The sequence below is a fragment of the Streptomyces sp. NPDC049597 genome (assembly GCF_040675505.1).
GTDB lineage: Bacteria > Actinomycetota > Actinomycetes > Streptomycetales > Streptomycetaceae > Streptomyces.
On sequence record NZ_JBFAOY010000009.1, the window covers coordinates 1 to 18,500 of the forward strand.

Annotated in this window: 12 protein-coding genes and 2 pseudogenes; 7 read left to right on the forward strand and 7 right to left on the reverse strand. The window is 73.1% G+C overall.

The window, feature by feature from the left end:
• Window positions 1–1,284, reverse strand: a pseudogene (locus AB0K02_RS12780) (hypothetical protein); the annotation flags it as partial.
• 193 nt (window positions 1,285–1,477) lie between these two features.
• Window positions 1,478–2,290, reverse strand: a complete 813-nt coding sequence (locus AB0K02_RS12785; RefSeq protein WP_365992409.1) for a diacylglycerol kinase — start codon at window positions 2,288–2,290, stop codon at window positions 1,478–1,480.
• Window positions 2,291–2,444: 154 nt separating this feature from the next.
• Here AB0K02_RS12785 and AB0K02_RS12790 point away from each other — a divergent pair, with 154 nt between their 5' ends.
• A complete protein-coding gene (locus AB0K02_RS12790) occupies window positions 2,445–3,728 on the forward strand; it encodes an adenylosuccinate synthase (RefSeq protein WP_365992410.1) in 1,284 nt (427 codons plus the stop codon).
• 67 nt (window positions 3,729–3,795) lie between these two features.
• On the opposite strand, the gene AB0K02_RS12795 is transcribed toward AB0K02_RS12790, so the two are convergent.
• Window positions 3,796–4,623 (reverse strand): oxidoreductase, encoded by an 828-nt coding sequence (locus AB0K02_RS12795; protein ID WP_365992411.1) that lies wholly within the window; start codon window positions 4,621–4,623, stop codon window positions 3,796–3,798.
• A 92-nt stretch (window positions 4,624–4,715) separates the two neighbouring features.
• On the opposite strand from AB0K02_RS12795, the gene AB0K02_RS12800 reads away from it, so the two are divergent.
• From AB0K02_RS12800 to AB0K02_RS12815, 4 genes are all read left to right on the forward strand, one after another.
• Window positions 4,716–5,621 carry a LysR family transcriptional regulator gene (locus tag AB0K02_RS12800; protein WP_365992412.1) on the forward strand — a complete coding sequence of 302 codons (906 nt, stop codon included), beginning with the start codon at window positions 4,716–4,718 and terminating at the stop codon, window positions 5,619–5,621.
• A gap of 529 nt (window positions 5,622–6,150) precedes the next feature.
• A complete protein-coding gene (locus AB0K02_RS12805; protein ID WP_365992413.1) occupies window positions 6,151–7,881 on the forward strand; it encodes a protein kinase in 1,731 nt (576 codons plus the stop codon).
• Window positions 7,882–8,054: 173 nt separating this feature from the next.
• On the forward strand, window positions 8,055–8,999 hold the full coding sequence (locus AB0K02_RS12810; RefSeq protein WP_365992414.1) for an RNA polymerase sigma-70 factor: 945 nt from the start codon (window positions 8,055–8,057) through the stop codon (window positions 8,997–8,999).
• A 113-nt stretch (window positions 9,000–9,112) separates the two neighbouring features.
• Entirely contained in the window at window positions 9,113–10,315 is a 1,203-nt protein-coding gene (locus AB0K02_RS12815; protein WP_365992415.1) for an FAD-dependent oxidoreductase, read from the forward strand.
• A 152-nt stretch (window positions 10,316–10,467) separates the two neighbouring features.
• Here AB0K02_RS12815 and AB0K02_RS12820 read toward each other — a convergent pair whose 3' ends face one another.
• On the reverse strand, window positions 10,468–12,315 hold the full coding sequence (locus tag AB0K02_RS12820; protein ID WP_365992416.1) for a serine/threonine-protein kinase: 1,848 nt from the start codon (window positions 12,313–12,315) through the stop codon (window positions 10,468–10,470).
• Window positions 12,316–12,449: 134 nt separating this feature from the next.
• Between AB0K02_RS12820 and AB0K02_RS12825 the strand changes: the two are divergent.
• Window positions 12,450–13,790: pseudogene (locus AB0K02_RS12825) on the forward strand (S1 family peptidase).
• 70 nt (window positions 13,791–13,860) lie between these two features.
• Here AB0K02_RS12825 and AB0K02_RS12830 read toward each other — a convergent pair.
• The 3 genes from AB0K02_RS12830 to AB0K02_RS12840 form a co-directional block, all read right to left on the reverse strand.
• Complete coding sequence (locus AB0K02_RS12830) at window positions 13,861–15,711, reverse strand: serine/threonine-protein kinase (protein ID WP_365992417.1); 1,851 nt, start codon at window positions 15,709–15,711, stop codon at window positions 13,861–13,863.
• Between the two features lie 99 nt (window positions 15,712–15,810).
• Entirely contained in the window at window positions 15,811–16,329 is a 519-nt protein-coding gene (locus tag AB0K02_RS12835) for a MarR family winged helix-turn-helix transcriptional regulator (RefSeq protein WP_365992418.1), read from the reverse strand.
• Window positions 16,326–16,919 carry a DJ-1/PfpI family protein gene (locus tag AB0K02_RS12840; RefSeq protein WP_365992419.1) on the reverse strand — a complete coding sequence of 198 codons (594 nt, stop codon included), beginning with the start codon at window positions 16,917–16,919 and terminating at the stop codon, window positions 16,326–16,328. The genes AB0K02_RS12835 and AB0K02_RS12840 overlap by 4 nt, the downstream gene beginning before the upstream one ends.
• Window positions 16,920–17,077: 158 nt before the next feature.
• Between AB0K02_RS12840 and AB0K02_RS12845 the strand changes: the two genes are divergently transcribed.
• Window positions 17,078–18,433, forward strand: a complete 1,356-nt coding sequence (locus AB0K02_RS12845) for an aspartate aminotransferase family protein (protein WP_365992420.1) — start codon at window positions 17,078–17,080, stop codon at window positions 18,431–18,433.
• Window positions 18,434–18,500: the final 67 nt, after the last annotated feature.

Genomic DNA, 18,500 nt, shown 5'->3' on the forward strand with positions numbered 1-18,500 from the left:
CTTGCCGAAGCCGCCGTCCTCTCGGCCCTCGTACAGCCAGAGCACACCGTCCCTGTCGCGCGCGACGAGCTCGGGGGTGAAGCCGGGGCTGTCCCGCCCCGCGATGTCGCCGACGGCCTCGATCTTGTCGTAGATCTGCCAGCCGTCGCCGATCCGGGACCGCTGGTGTCCGTCCTTGGGGCTGTCCCGCCACAGTGCGCCCGAGGCGTCCCGGCCCAGCAGGTCGGCGAGACCGTTGTTGTCGAAGTCGTGCAGGGCGGAGGTGGGAGTGCCGGCGTGGGCGAGGAGCCGCACGGCCGGCCGGCCGTCCGTGCCGAGTGAGACGCGGAAGATGCCCTCGCCCTGGCCGACGAGGCCGCCCTGGACGATCTGGGCCGAGCCGTCAGGGGTGGCGAACGAGGCGTCGGCACGGTCGAGGAGCGTGACCTTCTCGCCGGTGCTGATGTGAAGGGCCGTCGCCCCGTACGTCACCCAGTCGCCGAGCAGGCTGATCTTCAGCTCCGCGCCTGACGTGGTCCCCGGCACGGGGACGATCGTGTCGGCGCCGCTGGTCCGGTCGCGGACGACCACACGGAGCGTGTTCGTGGCGGTGTCGTCCTCCACCCAGGCCAGACGGTTGCCGGAGATCACGGGGTTCCGCGCCTGGTGAGGGTAGGGCAGGGTAAGGGTGGCGTCGGTCAGGTCGATCAGGCCGAGGCGGTGCTCGCCTTCCGCGGTCCGGATGTCGATCAGGCCGTGCGTGGCGTCGCCCGGCCGCACCCAGCCGTAAGCGGCCTTCTCCGGCAGGCCCTGCACGACGCGGGGTTCGGTGTCCTTGGTCTGCAGCCACAGACGCGTGTACCCGCTGATGAAGAGGGCCGAGCCCGCGGTGCCGGCGTAGGAGGTGTACCTGTCCTCAATGCGGAAGGATGTGCCGGTGGACATGTCCACCGCCTCGGTCCCGAAAATTTCGCTGAATGTGGTGACCATGTCCCCGGATGTCCAGGCGCTCCCCTCGATCGTGTCGAAGCGGTGGTCGCGTGTCGCCCCGCCCTCGTACGGGGTCCATCGGAGCTTCCCGTCCTCGCTGTGGTGCGGGACGTACGTCAGGAAGCCTCGCGGGCCCGCCGATGCCAGCCGGGCGCCGGGCACCATCGGGAGAAGACTGCTCGGCCCCTCCGCCGCGGCGGAGACCTCCGTCGCGTGCACCGCGGTGGTGGTCAGCGAGCCCGCGCCGAGCGTGACGGCGAGAACGGTGGCGACGGCGGCGCCGAGACGGCGCCGGCCGGTGTGTGGGGAGAGCAAGTGGCGTTCCTCCTGCGCGAATGGGCTGGGACGTCACCGGTGCGTCCCCAGCCGGTCCGACCACCGGAGGGACGACTTGGTTGTACGAGAACCCGCGGCCGGCTCGCCGACCCGGGGCGTCGGCCCGCCATCCCCCGGCGCCGTGCCCCGGCGCCCGATCCCCCCGTGGGACCGCCCGGTAGGCGACCGGGACCTACGTCCCCGCCGCCTGCGCCACCGGCAGCGTCAAGCCCCACGCCCCCGGCCGGACGGTCCAGGTGCGGGTGCGGACGGGCCCCGTCACATGGGTGTCCGCGCGGTAGCGGAAGTCCGGGCCCGACACCGTCACCGTCAGGGCGCTCGTACGGACCGCCTCCGTGGCCGAGGGGTGCCGGATGAGGACCTCCGCGCGGCCGTCGCGGTCCGCCCGGACCGACACGCCCTCGACCGGGCGGTCCAGGTCCACCAGCAGGACCCCGTCGGCCTCCACACGCAGCCGGTGGGCGCGGGCCGCCGGAGACGGCGGGGCCGGGCGCACCAGGGTGCGGACCAGGGAGCGGCAGGCGTTCCACACGGACGCCTCCGCACGCGCCGCCGCCCGCACCGCAGGAATCGACAGACCGCCCAGCACCACGCCGTCGGACTCGTCGACCAGCAGGTCCAGCCGGCGCACCACGCCGTCCAGCACCGCCCGCGCCGCCGCGACCGGCCCGGCCGGCACGCCGAGCGAGTGCGCGAGCTGCACCGAGGAGCCCACCGGGACCAGCGCCAGCGCGCCGTCGCCGAGCCAGCGGTCGCGGTGCAGGAGGGCGACGGCGCGCAGCAGGGCGCGGTCGTCGCCGACCACGACGGGCCTGCGGTGACCCCTGCGGGCGAGCGCCCGCGCGAATTCCTCAGGCCCTTCGGGGAGACAGATTTTCGCCTCCGAGCCCCCGCACAGCACATCTTTCGCGATGCGTACGGACTCGCCGTCCATTCGGCGGGCGACCGGGTCGATGACCACCAGCAGCTGGTCGTGATCCGACACCTCGGTCCTTCCTCGGGTAGCATCTTTGTGCAAGAGCCCCTTGCGCTATTGCGCCAGGGGCTTCGTCTATTCCGGGGCAAACCGGTCCGAATACTCAGGTACGGCTTCGGCCCCCTGACCTTGGTCTTGCCCCGCCCGGAAGGGGTGTACGCCTGTGCCCGCACTTGTGCTGCTCGGTGCTCAGTGGGGTGACGAGGGCAAGGGAAAGGCCACTGACCTGCTCGGTGGTTCAGTTGACTATGTGGTGCGTTACCAGGGTGGTAACAACGCCGGCCACACCGTTGTGGTGGGTGACCAGAAGTATGCGCTGCATCTCCTCCCTTCCGGAATCCTCTCGCCCGGATGTACTCCGGTCATCGGCAACGGCGTCGTCGTGGACCCGGCGGTTCTGCTCTCCGAGCTGAGCGGGCTGAACGACCGCGGCGTCGACACGTCCAAGCTGCTGATCAGCGGAAACGCCCATCTGATCACCCCGTACAACGTCACCGTCGACAAGGTGACCGAACGGTTCCTCGGCAAGCGCAAGATCGGCACGACCGGCCGCGGCATCGGCCCGACGTACGCCGACAAGATCAACCGCACCGGCATCCGCGTCCAGGACCTCTACGACGAGTCGATCCTGACCCAGAAGGTCGAGGCGGCGCTGGAGTCCAAGAACCAGCTGCTCGCGAAGGTCTTCAACCGGCGCGCGATCGAGCCGGCCAAGATCGTCGAGGAGATGCTCCAGTACGCGGAGCAGATCAAGCCGTACGTCGCCGACACCACGCTGATCCTCAACAACGCCATCGACGAGGGCAAGGTCGTCCTCTTCGAGGGCGGCCAGGGCACGCTGCTCGACGTCGACCACGGCACGTACCCCTTCGTCACCTCCTCCAACCCGACCGCGGGCGGAGCCTGCACCGGCGCGGGCGTCGGGCCGACGAAGATCAGCCGGGTCATCGGCATCCTCAAGGCGTACACGACCCGTGTCGGCGCGGGCCCGTTCCCGACCGAGCTGTTCGACGAGGACGGCGAGGCGCTGCGCCGCATCGGCGGCGAGCGGGGCGTCACCACCGGCCGCGACCGCCGCTGCGGCTGGTTCGACGCGGTCATCGCACGCTACGCGACCCGGGTCAACGGCCTCACGGACTTCTTCCTCACGAAGCTGGACGTGCTGACCGGCTGGGAGCAGATCCCGGTCTGCGTGGCGTACGAGATCGACGGCAAGCGCGTCGAGGAGCTGCCGTACTCGCAGACGGACTTCCACCACGCGAAGCCGGTGTACGAGATGCTGCCGGGCTGGTCGGAGGACATCACCAAGGCGAAGACCTTCGCCGACCTGCCGAAGAACGCGCAGGGCTACGTGAAGGCGCTGGAGGAGATGTCGGGCGCGCCGATCTCCGCGATCGGTGTCGGTCCGGGCCGCACCGAGACGATCGAGATCAACTCCTTCCTGTAGGAGGGACGAGCCGCACGCCGAGGGCGCCCCTGGTTCCGGGGGCGCCCTCGGCCGTTCCCGCCCAGCGTCAGGCGAGCCTGGTGTCGCGGCCCACCTTGTCCCAGGCCGTGAGGTCGGCCCGGACCTGGTCCAGGTGGGCGTGGATCGTGTCGATCGCGTCGTCGCCGAGCGCGAGCCGCAGCGGTGTCTCCTCCGCGTCCAGCGCCGCCAGCACCGCGGCCGCCGCCTTCGCCGGGTCGCCCACCTGCGTCCCGCCCCCGGTCTCCACCATCCGCCGCGTCGCGCCGACCGTCTCCGCGTAGTCGGCGATGCCGTCCCCGCTCAGGCTGTGGTTGCCGAACAGGTTGGTGCGGAAGGCGCCCGGCTCGACGATGAGGACGTCGATGCCCAGCGGGCGCACCTCGGCCGCCAGCGCCTCCGACAGGCCCTCCAGGGCGAACTTCGTGGCGCTGTACGCCCCGAAGCCGGCCATCGACATCTGGCCGCCGACGCTGCTGAGCTGCACGATCGCGCCCGAGCGGCGGGCCCGCATGTGGGGGAGGACCGCGCGGGTCAGGGCCGCCGGCCCGAAGACGTGGACGTCGAAGAGCGAGCGCAGCTCGTCGTCGCCGGTCTCCTCCACCGAACCGACGTGTGTGCGGCCCGCGTTGTTGACCAGGACGTCGACGCGGCCGTGCCGCTCGGCCACGTCCGCCACCACCGTGTCGATCGCCGCCCCGTCGGTGACGTCCAGTGCCACCGCCTCGACCTGGTCCGGATGGGCGGCGACCAGGTCCTCCAGCGACTCGACGCGGCGTGCCGCGGCGACCACGACGTCTCCCGCACCGACCGCCGCCTCGGCGAACGCGCGCCCGAACCCGCTGTTGGCCCCGGTGATCAGCCAGACCCTGCTCATGTCCGTATCCCCTCGTGTCGTCTCCGTGTGCTCAACCACCTTCGCCCGGCGGTCAGTTGGGTGTCCAAGACCTTTCGTGATATCCCGTGGTCATGGACGTGCACGGGCGGGACCTCCGCTACTTCGTCGCGGTCGCGGAGCAGCTCCACTTCACCCGGGCCGCCGAGAGCCTCTTCGTCTCGCAGCCCGCGCTCAGCAAGCAGATCAGGGCCCTGGAGCGGCAGCTCGGCGCGCCCCTGTTCGAGCGCGACCGGCAGTCGGTGCGCCTCACCCCCGTCGGCAGGGCACTGCTCCCGCACGCCCGCAAGGTCCTCGACGCCTGGCAGGAGGCCCACGGGGCCGTCCGACAGGCCACCGCCGAGCAGCAGGGCACCCTGACGGTGGGGATGAGCACCAGTCCCGGCCGCGGCGGTCTGCTCCCCGCGATCCGCTCCCGGTTCACCGAGACACACCCAGGGGCCCGCGTGAAGCTGCGGCAGGTGGGCTGGGAGGACGCGACGGCGGGTCTCGCCGACGGGGCGAGCGACGTCGCGTTCGTGTGGCTGCCGCTGAGTGGTCCGGAGCGGTTCCGATGGGTGGTCATGGCGACCGAGCCGCGCCTTGTCGCGCTGCCCGAGGCGCATCCGCTCGCGGGCCGCGAGAGCGTGGACTTCGCCGAGCTCCTCGACGAGCCGTTCCTCGCGCTGCCGGCCCAGGTGCCCGAACTGCGCGACTACTGGCTCGCGCTCGACGACCGCGAGACGCTCGGCGCCGGGCCGCCACGCATCGGCGGTGAGATCGCCAGTACGGACGAGACGTACGAGGCGCTGGTCGACGGCCTCGGCGTCTGCCTGGTCGCCTCAGGGAATGTGCCGCTGCTCACCCGGGGCGGGGTCGTCGCCCGTCCGGTGCGAGGGGTGTCGCCGAGCCGGTTCGCGCTGGCCTGGCGGGCGGACGACACGCGGGAGCTGGTGCGGGACTACGCACGGGCGGCGCAGCGCGTGGCGCAGGCGCTGTGAGGGCCCTCCGGGGCGTGCGCGACCGCTGCCGGTGGACCGCCGTGACCGGGGTGGTCAACGATGAGCTGTCGCTCGCGGACGGCCGGTTCCGGCGAACGTGAGTCTGTGGTGGCCGGAGTCCCGGTTCTCGGCCTCGGCTCCGTCCGCATGGTGACCCACGCCCTTGTGCGTGTTCTCGCGAGCCTGCTGGGCCGGTTTCTCCCAGCCCTTGGCCGATGCCGCGTCGGCGCAGCGAACCTCCCAGTGCCCCTCGGGAGCGGATGGAGCGGCCCGGTCTGCGCGGTCTGCGGTCACGCGATGCTCCGGGGGTCGGGCGAGCGTGATCACGGGCGTCCCGGACATGCCGTGGGATCCCAACGGCCGTACGGCACAATCCACTCGGCCGTGCGCCGCGTCAGCCGGTGGCACGTTCCGGGGGCGAACTGCTGCGGGCCGGCACGCCCGTCGTCACGGTGCCTGCGCGCGGGTCCCGACGTGAGGGAGCCACCTGATCGACACCGTGTCACCGGCGTCTCGTAGGCTCCCGGCCATGAACGACGGGGAATCCGACAGACGGGTCATCGACGGGCGCTTCGAGCTGGAGGCCCGGCTCGGCGGCGGCGGTATGGGCATGGTGTGGCGGGCGCGGGATCTGGTGCTGGACCGGGCCGTGGCGCTCAAGGAGGTGCGGCCGTCCGATCCGGGGCTCGCGGAGTACGACCCGGAGGCGGCGGCGATGCTGCGGGCCCGCGTGCTGCGTGAGGCGCGGGCGCTCGCCAGGGTCGACCATCCCAATGTGGTGACCATTCACCACGTGGTGGACGGCGGTGGGCTCACCTACCCGTGGATCGTCATGGAACTGGTGACCGGCGGATCGCTCCAGGACCGGCTGGACAAGGGGCCGATGGCGCCCGCCGAGGCCGCCCGGCTCGGGCGCGAGGTGCTGGCGGCGCTGCGGGCGGCCCATGACGTCGGCATCCAGCACCGGGACGTCAAGCCTGCGAACGTGCTGCTCCGGCCCGACGGCCGCCCGGTGCTCACCGACTTCGGTATCGCCGCGATCAGGGAGTCGACCGTCCTGACCACGACCGGATCGGTCATCGGCACACCCGACTACATGGCGCCCGAGCGCATCTCCGGCGACGACGGCGGGCCCGGCTCCGACCTGTGGTCGCTGGCCATGATGCTGTACGTCGCCGTCGAGGGGAACAACCCCCTGCGCAGAGGGACGACGCTGGCGACCCTGGCCGCCGTCCTCAGCGAGGAGCTTCCGCCGCCCCGCCGGGCGGGGTCGCTGACGGGGATCCTGTCCGCCGTACTCGTCAAGGACCCGGCCGCGAGGCCGGACCCGGAGACCGTCGACCGGATGCTCGCGGCGGCGGAGGGCGGACAGAGCGCTCCGGGCGGGACCGGCGAGCCCACGTCGTACCGGCTGGGGCCCCCGCCGGGTCCGGCGCCCGCGCCGCCCGCACCCGCCGGCTTCGGACCGCCGGGCTTCGGACCGCCGACGGGTTTCAGGCAGCCGACCGGTTTCGGACCTCCGACTCCGCACACCGGCATGCCGGGTCAGGCACCGCCGACGCCCTACCCGGCGGGCCCGACGCGGCAGACTCCGCCCCCGTCCGGCGGACGCGCGAAGCGCCGCCTCGCGATCGCGTCGTCCGTCGTCGGGACCGTGCTGGCCGGCGTACTGGTCTGGTCCCTGCTGCCGCACGACGGCGAGAAGGACGGCGGCACGGCGTCGAACCCACCGGGGAGCGCCACCGGGGCGCGGACGCCCGCACCCACTGCGACACCCGCTTCCACACCGCCGCAGGCCGCCGCGCAGCACGATCTGCTGACACCGGACGGCATCCGGACGGCGGTCAAGGAGATCAAGGCCGCGACGGGAACGGACCGCGTGGGGGACTTCACCGTCTACGACGAGTACGTGGCCCTGGAGGTCATGGTCAAGGGCAGCGACACCAAGTACGACACCTACACCTACCGCCCGGGCAAGGGAGTGGAGAAGGGAATCATCAGCAGCACGCTGTCGGGCGGCGATCTCCCGTTCAGCATGGACGACATCGACTGGGACGTCGTCCCCGCCCTGCTGAAGAGGGCGGAGAAGGACCTGAACGTGAAGAAACCCACCCTGCGTTACGTCCTGGTCGACAATGCGAACGAAACCTTCGACACCCCGCTCGGCCTGGCAGTCCACTTCGCCGACGACTACGGCGGCGGTCATCTGACCGCCGATCTCAAGGGCAAGGTGACCAGTGTGTTCCCGGCCGAGGACTGACCCCCGCCCCGCGGGCGATTCCGTCAGCCGATCACGGCCTCGCGGGGCGGCGCTGTCCTCCAACTGCTCGCGCGGACAAGGCAGTTGCGCGCACGCTTGGCGCGCCGGCCGAGCGCACCCCGGATGCTGACCGGGGAGCCCTGTTCCGCCCCCTGGCGACTAGGATCTCGAGCATGGCCCTGATCATGAGTGACGTGGACCGGTTCGAGGCTGCGAGGCCCCGGCTGGAGGCCATCGCCTACCGGCTGCTCGGCTCGGCGAGTGAGGCGGAGGATGCCGTGCAGGACACGTTCCTGCGCTGGCAGGCGGCTGACGTCGAGCGGATCGAGGTGCCCGAGGCCTGGCTGACGAAGGTCCTCACCAACCTGTGCCTCAACATGCTCACTTCGGCACGTGCCCGGCGCGAGACGTACGTGGGCCGGTGGCTCCCGGAGCCACTGCTCGCCGGGGACCCGATGCTCGGCCCGGCCGACACCGCCGAGCAGCGCGAGTCGGTGTCGTACGCCGTCCTCGTCCTGCTGGAGCGCCTGTCGCCGGGCGAGAGGGCGGTGTACGTGCTGCGTGAGGCCTTCGACTACCCGCACCGGGAGATCGCCGAGATCCTGGACGTCACCGAGGCCGCGAGTCAGCAGATCTACCACCGGGCCAAGAAGCACGTCGCGGACGGCAAGGCGCGCACCGAGATCGACCAGGCCGTCGCCCGGAGGATCGTCGAGGAGTTCCTGGCCGCCGCGACCAGCGGCCGTACCGAACCCCTGGTACGCCTGCTCACCCAGGACGCCGTCTCGGTCGGCGACGGCGGCGGGAAGGTCCCGGCCCGCGCGAAGGCGTTCGAGGGCGCGCTCGCGGTCGCCACGTTCCTGCGCGGCCTGTTCAAGCCCAGCGAGGCCAAGCGGGCCTATGTCGGCGGCGCGCCCGACATCTACGCCACGACCGCCAACGGCGAGCCCGCCTTCGTGGCGGTCGTGGACGGCCGGGTCGTCGCGATCACGTGCCTGGAGGTCACCGCGGAGGGCATCGCCGCCGTCCGCAGCCAGGTCAACCCCGACAAGCTCGTCCGCGCGACCCAGCAGTGGGCCGCCGCGCACCACGGGGAATCCCCGCTCCACACCCTCTGACCCGATGTGACGTGCTTCACATCCCGATCCTGTCAGGAAACGCCGGGCTGCCCGGTTCACGTGGCGAAACCGCGCAAGACAACGGCGGAACCCTCGCAGACAGGAGCAGGCACATGCAGCACCGCATCGTCGTCCTCGGAGCCGGCTACACGGGAGCCGTCGCCGCCGGCCGCCTCGCCAAGCGGCTGCACCGCGAGGATGTCACCATCACCCTCGTCAACCCCGAGCCCGACTTCGTCGAGCGCGTCCGGCTGCACCAGCTCGCGGCCGGGCAGGACCTCAGGCACCGGCCGTTCAGCGAGATGTTCGCGGGCACGGGCGTGGAACTGAGGCTCGCGAAGGTCACCGCCGTGGACGTGGACCGCAAGACGGTGACGGTCACCGCCGTGAGCGGCCACGAGCGGGAGGAACTGGAGTACGACACTCTGGTCTACGCCCTCGGCAGCGGCTGGAACGACCAGGGCGTCCCCGGCACCGCCGAGCACGCCCACGACGTCTCCAGCCGCCCCGGCGCCCTCCGCCTCCGCGACCGCCTGGCCGCCCTGGACGCCGGCCGGCGCGTGGTCGTGGTCGGCGGCGGCCTGACCGGCCTGGAGGCCGCGACCGAGATCGCCGAGACCCGCCCGGACCTCGATGTCGCCCTCGCCGCCTGCGGCGCGCTCGGCGACTGGCTCTCGAAGAAGGGCCGCGCCCACCTGCGGAAGGTGGTGGACGGTCTCGGCATCACGGTCCACGAACACACCGCGGTCACCGCCGTGGAGGCGGACGGCGTGACGACGGCCGACGGCCGGACCATCCCCGCCGAGGTCACGGTCTGGAGCACCGGCTTCGCGGTCCACCCGATCGCCCAGGCCACCACCCTGGAGGTCACCGACCGCGGCCAGATCGTGGTGGACACCACGATGCGCTCGGTCTCCCACCCGGACGTGTACGCCGTGGGTGACGCGGCGATGGCGACCGGCCCGGGCGACAAGCCGCTGCGCATGTCCTGTGCCTCGGGCGTCCCCATGGCCTGGCAGGCAGCCGACGCCATCGCCGCCCGTCTCGCCGACGCCAAGGTCCCCAGCGTCTCCATCCGCTACTTCCAGCAGTGCATCTCCCTCGGCCGCAAGGAGGGCCTGGTCCAGTTCGTCACTGCCGACGACCGAGCGGTCGAAAGGGCACTGACGGGCCGCGTGGCCGCCCTCTACAAGGAACTGATCTGCAAGGGCGCGGCCTGGGGCGTGGCCAACCCGACAGCGGGCATCCCGTCCCGGCGCCGGCGCGTCGTACGGCAGGGGACCCGGAGCCGTGCACGTGCCGAGGCGGCGGCCTGATCCCACCCATGCCGAACTGCCGGTACCGGCCGACGCGGTGAGCGCGTCGGCCGGTACCGGCCGTTCGGCTCGACTCGCTCCGGAGACCTTCCCGCCCCGTTGCCGGAAGACGCCCAGGGACCGGGCGGGAGAGCACCGGACGTGACGACGCGCTACTGGTCCCGGAGGTACACGCCCGGCTCGCCGTCCGCGCTCATCCCGTACACCAGAAGCCGCTCCTTGCCCTCGAAGCGGTCGATCCGCAGGTTCTGCGACGAGGTGTCCGTCGCGCACTCCGGGTCGGACGCCTGCGCGTCGCGGACGGGCGGGCCGACGACCAGCAGGCCGCCGACGCCGCCGAGAACGGCGGTGGAGGCGCAGTTGACGGTGCCGCCGACGGGCTCGCCCGTCGTCTCGTCCGTTCGCGGGGACGCGGACTCGTAGCGGACGACCGCGGATCCGACCGGGCCCTGGGTGACGGTGACCCGGCGTTCGAACAACTCCGCCTGTCCCGGGCCCCATTCGGCTCCGGACTCGTCCTCGGTCCAGGTGCCGAGGAACGTCGCCGGCACCGCCTCCGGGCCGGAGCCCGCCTTCCGGAAGGTCGCCGTCGCCGCCCCCGAGGTCCACTCCAGGACGTCGGGCGAGCGGACGGTGAGCGTCTGGTGCGCGGCCGGTGTGCACTGCTTCTCCGGCACGCTCAGCGTCACGTCGCTCTCGCCGAACACGATCCGGTCGGCGTCCGCCGACACCAGCACGGACCGTCCCATGCACAGCCGTTCGCCGGTGACGGTGACGTACACGGCCGTCTTCTCGCCCGTACGCCCCTGGGCGATCTCGATGCGGCCCGTGGAGTACGGGGCGTTCGCCGTGCCGTCGAGCACGCCCTCCCAGGCGCCCACGAAGGACCGCGGCACGTCCCCGGCAGGGCGGTCGTCCGTGCCCCGCCCCGAGGACGTGGGCTGCTTGCCGCCGCCCTCCGGCTGCTTCTCGGGCCAGAACACCGCCGCGCCCGCGCCCCCGGCCACGAGCACCGCCGCCAGGACGGCCGCGAGCACCCGCCCTCCGCGCGGGCGGCGCGGCGCCGCGGGGTCGTCGGCGGGGGTCGGGTCACCGGCGCCCGGCGCCGGGGTGTCGGCGTCCAGGAGCCGTGCCGCGTTCCTGCCGAGGCGGGCCAGCACGTCTGCCGGCAGCCAGGCTCCGGCCGGGCCGTGGTCGGCCGCGGCGAGCACGGAGGCGGGCGGGCGGCGGTGCGGGTCCTTGTCCAGGCAGGCCCTGACGAGCGGTTCGAGCTCGGGCGGCAGTCCGGTGAGGTCGGGTTCGTCGTGCGCGATGCGGAACATGGTCGCGTGCGCGCCGCTGTCCGCGGAGCCGAAGGGCGGCACCCCGGTCGCCGCGTACGCGAGGACCGCGCCGAGGCAGAAGATGTCCGACGCGGGGGTCAGCTTCTCGCCGCGCACCTGCTCGGGCGACATGAAGCCCGGTGAGCCGACGACCGCGCCGGTGCCGGTCAGCCCGCCGTCGGTGACGGTGTCCACGGCGCGCGCGATCCCGAAGTCGATGATGCGCGGACCGTCGACGGTGAGCAGGATGTTGGACGGCTTGAGGTCCCGGTGCACCAGTCCGGCCCGGTGGATGTGCGTGAGCGCGTCGGCGAGCCTGCTCGCGAGCGCCAGCACGGTCGCGGCCGGAAGCGGGCCGTACTCCTCGCCCACCACGTTCCGCAGGGAGGGGCCGGGCACGTAGGTCAGGGCCACCCAGGGCGCGTCGGCCGCCGTGTCGGACTCGATCACGGGCGCGGTACCGACCCCGCCGACGCGCTCCAGCGCGGCGACCTCACGGGCGAACCGCCGCCGGAACTCGTCCTGTTCGGCGAGCTGCGCGTGCACCACCTTCACGGCGACGGTACGGCCGCCCTCGGACCGGGCGAGGTACACGCGGCCCATGCCACCGGTGCCGAGCCTGCCGATGAGGCGGAAGGGGCCGATCCGGGTGGGGTCGTCGGGGGTCAGGGCGTCCACGCGGCGATCCTTCCACAGGGCGGGAGCATGAGTGACATGGTCACGGCCCGCTCGGCGGGGCGTCGGTGAACGGCGCGGCGCGCGGCCGCGTATAGAGCGGGTGACACCGGGACGGTACGACCTTGGGGCCGCGTATGAGGCACGCACGACGGAAGCTGCGGCGGCTGGTGCGACTGGCCGCCGCCGGCGGACTGGTCTGCGGCGTTCTGATGGTCACGGACGCCATGGCGGGCGAACCGGCGGACCGCCCGGGGGTGGCGGACACCGTCGCGCGGCTCGGCACGGCGCGTACGGCGGGCAGTTGGACGACCGACGAGGGGCGGACCGTCGTCGCGGTGACCGACGCCGAAGCGGCGGAGGAGGTCCGCGCGGCCGGCGCGGACGCCCGGATCGTGCCCCACAGCATGGACCGGCTCCGCGCCGCCACCGAGGCGCTGCGTGACGCGCCCCGCGTCGCCGGGACGGCATGGGCGGTCGACTACGCGGCCAACGAGGTCACCGTCCGCGCCGACAGCACGGTCTCCGCCGCCGACTGATCGCGGCTGTCCGGCCTCGCCGAACGGATCGGCGGCCACGTCCGCATGGAGCGCAGGCCGGGCGCCTTCACCACGCTGGTCGGCGGCGCGTCCCCGATCTTCGGTGACCAGCGCCGCTGTTCGGCGGGCTTCAACGTCACCGACGGCACGGACACCTACATCCTCACGGCGGGCCACTGCGGACCCGAGGGCACGTCCTGGTTCCGGGACCGGCAGGGCGCCGAACTGGTCGGCACGACCACCGACGCCGCCTTCCCGGGCAAGGACTACTCCCTGGTCCGGTACGAGAGCGCCGACACGCTCGACCGCACCAACGTCGCCTCGATCGGCGGCGGCCGGGGTGTGCGGATCGTCGGGTCGGCCGATCCCGTCGTCGGCCAGCGGGTGTTCCGCAGCGGCAGTACGACCGGCTTCCGGTCGGGCGAGGTGACCGCGGTGAACGTGACGGTGAACTATCCCGAAGGCACGGTCACGGGCCTGATCGAGACCACGGTGTGCGCGGAGCCGGGGGACAGCGGAGGCCCGCTGTTCTCGGAGGGGCTGGCGCTCGGCGTGACGTCGGGTGGCGACGGGGACTGCGCGATCGGCGGCACGACGTACTTCCAGCCGGTGTCCGCGGCCATGGAGGCGCTGGGCGTGGACCTGACGGGCGGGCCGCCGCGCCCGCCGGGCTCGGGCGACGGCACGGACGGCTCCGGGGCCCAGGCACCGGGCCAGGCGGGCGGGGTCCCCGGGTCGTCCGGGCCTGCGGGGTCCGGCGGTTCGGGTGCGGCGGCCGGTGGCTCCCGGGAGGTCACGAGCATCGTGGACTTCGACAACCCGCGCCTGGGCCTGGGCGTCATCGCCCTGAGCCTGGGCGTCCTGGTGTCCGCGCGCTGGATCGTGTCGGTCCAGGAGCGCCGGGAGTTCCGCAGTTTCCACTCCGCGAGCTGGGGCTGAGCCGTTCCGTCCCGGCCCCGCGCAACGGTCGTCGGACGCACGTCCAGGCCGTTCCTGGCGCGGGCGAGGATCAGCCCGTCTTCGTGTACGTGAGCGGCTCGCCGCCCGAGCCGACCAGCTCGCGCACGATCGTGGAGTCGTCCGGCATCTCGAGGCGGCTCCACTGGCCGGGTGCGCACGACACCGGATCGCCGAAGGTGACCGTGGTCGGCCCCAGTTCGAGCGGCGGTCCCGGTGCGCGCAGTGTGGCGGACCAGCGGCATTCGTAGTTCGGGCCGGTGCCGGAGAGGGTCATGACCTGCTCGCCCCTCTCGCCCTGGGTGATGGTCATCTCCCGGACGTTGGCGCCGTCCGCGGTGTCGAACGACGCGCGCCAGCTGCCGATGTACTCCTGCGGGACCCCGCCCGTCGCCGCGGACGGCGACGAGGAGGGGGACGGGGAGGGCCCCTTCGCGTCGCCGGACGGCGTCGTGGATCCGGCCGCGGAGGAGGCGGGACCGGGCTCGGGCCCCGCCGCCGTGCCGCCCTTGTGGTGGTCGTCGGACATGAACGTGTAGACCGCGCCGCCCGCGCCGACGGCCACGACCAGGGCGACGGCGATCAGGGCGAGGGTGCCGCCGCGCGAGGAGCGCGGCGGGGAGGCGGGCGGCGGCGTGGGAGCCGGGACGGGCGTGTAGGGAGCGGTCGTGTAGGGGGCCGGCGCGTAGCGGGCCGGGGCGGGCGGCCCGTGCGGGTAGCCGTACGGCGGCCCGGCCGGTCCCGCCGGGCCGGGCGGCTGAGGCTGCGGGGCGGGTGCAGCGGGTGCGGCGGGTGTGGGGGGTTGAGGCTGCGGGGCGGGTGCGGGTGCAGCGGATGCGGGGGGCTGAGGCTGCGGGGCGGGTGCAGCGGGTGCGGGCGGCTGAGGCTGTGCGGCGGGTGCGGGCGGGGGCGGCGTCTGCGGGGCCGTCATCGTGGGCGGCTGCGCGGGGGAGGGAGCAGGGGGCTGGGCGGGCACGGTGGCCGGTTCAGCAGCGGCTGCCGGCGGCTGCTCGAACTCCAGCAACTCAACGGCGTGCCGTCCCAGTTGGGCGACGAGCGCGGCCGGCAGCCACGGCTCTTCGTCCGCGTCCCCGCCCGTGCGCCGAAGGATCTGCGCCGGTGTGGGCCGGGCCGCCGGATCCTTGTGGAGGCAGTCCCGCACCAGGTCGCGCAGGCCCTCGGGGACGCCGTCCAGGGACGGTTCCTCCTGGGCGATGCGGAACATCTGCGCGTGCACCCCGCTGTCGCCCGTGCCGAACGGCAGCCGGCCCGTGGCCGCGTAGGCGAGGACCGAGCCCAGACAGAAGACGTCCCCGGCGGGCGTGACCCGGTCGCCGCGGATCTGCTCCGGGGACATGAACCCGGGGGAGCCGACGAGCACTCCGGTACGGGTGAGTCCGCCGTCGGTGACGGTGTCCAGCGCGCGGGCTATGCCGAAGTCGATCACGCGCGGGCCGTCGATGGTGACCAGGATGTTCGACGGCTTCAGGTCGCGGTGGACCAGATCGGCCGCGTGGATGCTGGTCAGGGCGTGCGCGAGGCCGGAGGCGAGGAGGCGGACGCTGCGTTCGGGCAGTGGCCCGTGCTCGCCGGAGACGACGGTGTGCAGGGCGGGCCCGGCGATGTATCCGGTGGCGACCCAGGGGACGGGCGCCTCGGTGTCGGCGTCGAGGACGGGCGCGGTCCACCGGCCGCCGACCCGCAGCGCGGCGCGCACCTCCAGGCGGAACCGGTTGCGGAACTGCTCCTGTTCGGCCAGCTCCCGCCGTACGAGCTTGACGGCCACGGTCCGCCCGCGGTCGGAGCGGGCCAGGTACACCTGGCCCATGCCGCCCGCGCCGAGCCTGGCCAGCAGCCGGTACTCGCCGATGTCCCGTGGATCCCCCGGTGCCAGCTGCTCCATGGCGCGTGGCCCTCCCCCGTGTCCGATGGTTCGACGGACCGAGGATAGTGCCGTGCGGCGGGGGGCGCGGGGGGCGCGAAGGGCGGAGCCGGCTGCCGTTCAGCCGCTCGCGGCGACCGCCGTCTCCTCCGCCTCGGCCCCCTGTGGCGCACCCGCCGTCTCCTGCTCGATGGCGTCCATCGCCCTCGACAGCCGCTCCAGCACGCGCACGGTCTCCGCGAATCCCTCCGCGCCGAGCTCGCCGAGCAGCCGGCGGGCGAGCCGTGCGTGACCCGGGTCGATCTTGCGTATCGCCTCGCGTCCGGCCTCCGTCGCGTGCAGCAGCTTCGCGCGGCGGTGGGCCGGGTTGGGGCCGTACTCCGTGAGCCCCTGCTCGGCCAGCAGGTCGGCGATGCGCTGCACGCTCTGTCGCGTGATGCCCATCGTGCGGGCTATCCCGGCCACCGTCTGCGGCTCGCGCAGCACGGCGCCGAGGACCTGCCAGCGGGCCGCCGTCAGCCCTGCCTCCTGGGCCAGGCCGTCCGAGACGGTGATGAACTGGCCGTTCAGCCGGAAGACGCCGAGCGCCGTACGGGTCAGCAGTTCCTGCGGGTCGTTGTCGGGTCTGTGGGTGCTCATGCCGAAAGGATCTCGTACGCCGCCGGATCCGAGTCGTGGAAGAGCCGGTACCAGGCGTCCAGCTTCGGGCCTTCGTACACCCCGAGGCGGGCGAAGATCTCGCGGGCGAACGCGACCGGCTCGGTCGGGCCCGCGGTGATCAGGTCGCCGTCGGTGACGGCGTCCGCCTCCACGTACTTCGCGCCGCCCCGGTAGCCCGTGGCCTCCAGGTAGAAGGAGGCGCCGCTGGTGTGGGCGCGGTCGTCGAGCAGGCCCTCGCGGGCGATACCGGCGGTCGCGCCGCAGATGGCGGCGACCGGGACGCCCGCGTCGAGGAACGTGCGCGCCGCCGCCGCGAACGGCGCGAGCTTGTCGCCGGTGTCCCACAGCGAGGCGCCGGTGAGGATCAGCAGCGCGCTGTCGGCGGGGTCCAGCGCGTCGAGCGCCAGGTCGGGCTGGATGCGGACGCCGCCCATGGTGGTGACGGGCTCCGTCGTGAGGCCGACCGTGCGCACGGTGAAGCCGTTCTGCACCAGGTGGGCGGTGGCGTGGCCCGTCTCCCAGTCTGCGTAGGTGTCGTACACGGCCAGGTGAACGGTCTTGCTGGTCATGGTGCCCTCCTCGACGTTCAATGACAGCAGCCTGTCATATCGACAGTATGCTGTCAATGACGGGGGGTGGCGGCCCGACACCCTGCCCAGACAAGGAGGCCGAGGTCATACAAGGTGGCCATGTCGGCTCTCACCTGCTCGTCCTTACGCTGGCCCGCATGACCCCTCATGCCGATCCCCAGGCCGGCGCCGCCGTCAAGGCGGCGGACCGTGCGCACGTGTTCCACTCCTGGTCCGCCCAGGGACTGATCGACCCGCTCGCCGTCGCCGGCGCCGAGGGTTCGTATTTCTGGGACTACGACGGGAACCGCTACCTCGACTTCACCAGCGGCCTCGTCTACACCAACATCGGGTACCAGCACCCGAAGGTCGTCGCCGCGATCCAGGAGCAGGCGGGCAGGCTCGCCACCTTCGCGCCCGCGTTCGCCCTCGAGCCGCGCTCCGAGGCGGCCCGGCTGATCGCCGAGCGGACCCCGGGCGACCTGGACAAGATCTTCTTCACCAACGGCGGCGCCGAGGCCGTCGAGAACGCCGTCCGCATGGCCCGTCTGCACACGGGCCGCCCGAAGGTGCTCTCCGCCTACCGCTCGTACCACGGCGGCACGGCGACCGCGATCAACATCACCGGCGACCCGCGCCGCTGGGCCAACGACAACGGCACCGCCGGCGTCGTCCACTTCTGGGGACCGTTCCTCTACCGCTCGCCCTTCTACTCCTCGACCCAGGCGGAGGAGTGCGAGCGCGCCCTGACGCACCTCGAGGACACCATCGCCTTCGAGGGCCCGCAGACCATCGCGGCGATCATCCTGGAGACCATCCCCGGCACGGCCGGCATCATGACCCCGCCGCCGGGCTACCTCGCGGGCGTCCGCGAGATCTGCGACCGCTACGGCATCGTCTTCGTGCTCGACGAGGTCATGGCGGGCTTCGGCCGTACGGGCAAATGGTTCGCGGCCGAGCACTTCGACGTGGTGCCGGACCTGATGACCTTCGCGAAGGGCGTCAACTCCGGCTACGTACCGCTGGGCGGTGTCGCGATCTCGGCCGAGATCGCGGCGACGTTCGACAAGCGTCCGTACCCGGGTGGCCTGACGTACTCCGGCCACCCGCTGGCCTGCGCGGCCGCCGTCGCCACGATCCGGGTGATGGAGGAGGAGAAGGTCGTCGAGCACGCCGCCCGCATCGGCGAGACCGTCCTCGGCCCGGGCCTGCGCGAACTGGCCGAGCGCCACCCGTCGGTGGGCGAGGTGCGCGGTACGGGCGCGTTCTGGGCGCTGGACCTGGTCCGCGACCGCGAGACGCGCGAGCCGCTGGTGCCGTACAACGCGACGGGGGAGGCGAACGCGGCGATGGCGGCGTTCGGCGCGGCCTGCAGGAAGAACGGCCTGTGGCCCTTCGTCAACATGAACCGCACGCACGTGGTGCCGCCGTGCAACGTGACGGAGTCCGAGGCCAAGGAGGGCCTGGCGGCCCTGGACGCGGCGCTGTCGGTGGCCGACGAGTGGGTGGCCTGACCGGGGACTTCGCCCCGGCCCCCCTGCGCCCCCGCGGGCGTGGGGGGACCCCGGCGCCGTCCCCGAC

Coding starts and splice junctions, on each gene's coding strand:
- AB0K02_RS12795 (WP_365992411.1), bottom strand. CDS start 4,623: ATGAGCAGGGTCTGGCTGATCACCGGGGCCAACAGCGGGTTCGGGCGC.
- AB0K02_RS12800 (WP_365992412.1), top strand. CDS start 4,716: ATGGACGTGCACGGGCGGGACCTCCGCTACTTCGTCGCGGTCGCGGAG.
- AB0K02_RS12805 (WP_365992413.1), top strand. CDS start 6,151: ATGAACGACGGGGAATCCGACAGACGGGTCATCGACGGGCGCTTCGAG.
- AB0K02_RS12810 (WP_365992414.1), top strand. CDS start 8,055: ATGGCCCTGATCATGAGTGACGTGGACCGGTTCGAGGCTGCGAGGCCC.
- AB0K02_RS12815 (WP_365992415.1), top strand. CDS start 9,113: ATGCAGCACCGCATCGTCGTCCTCGGAGCCGGCTACACGGGAGCCGTC.
- AB0K02_RS12830 (WP_365992417.1), bottom strand. CDS start 15,711: ATGGAGCAGCTGGCACCGGGGGATCCACGGGACATCGGCGAGTACCGG.
- AB0K02_RS12835 (WP_365992418.1), bottom strand. CDS start 16,329: ATGAGCACCCACAGACCCGACAACGACCCGCAGGAACTGCTGACCCGT.
- AB0K02_RS12840 (WP_365992419.1), bottom strand. CDS start 16,919: ATGACCAGCAAGACCGTTCACCTGGCCGTGTACGACACCTACGCAGAC.
- AB0K02_RS12845 (WP_365992420.1), top strand. CDS start 17,078: ATGACCCCTCATGCCGATCCCCAGGCCGGCGCCGCCGTCAAGGCGGCG.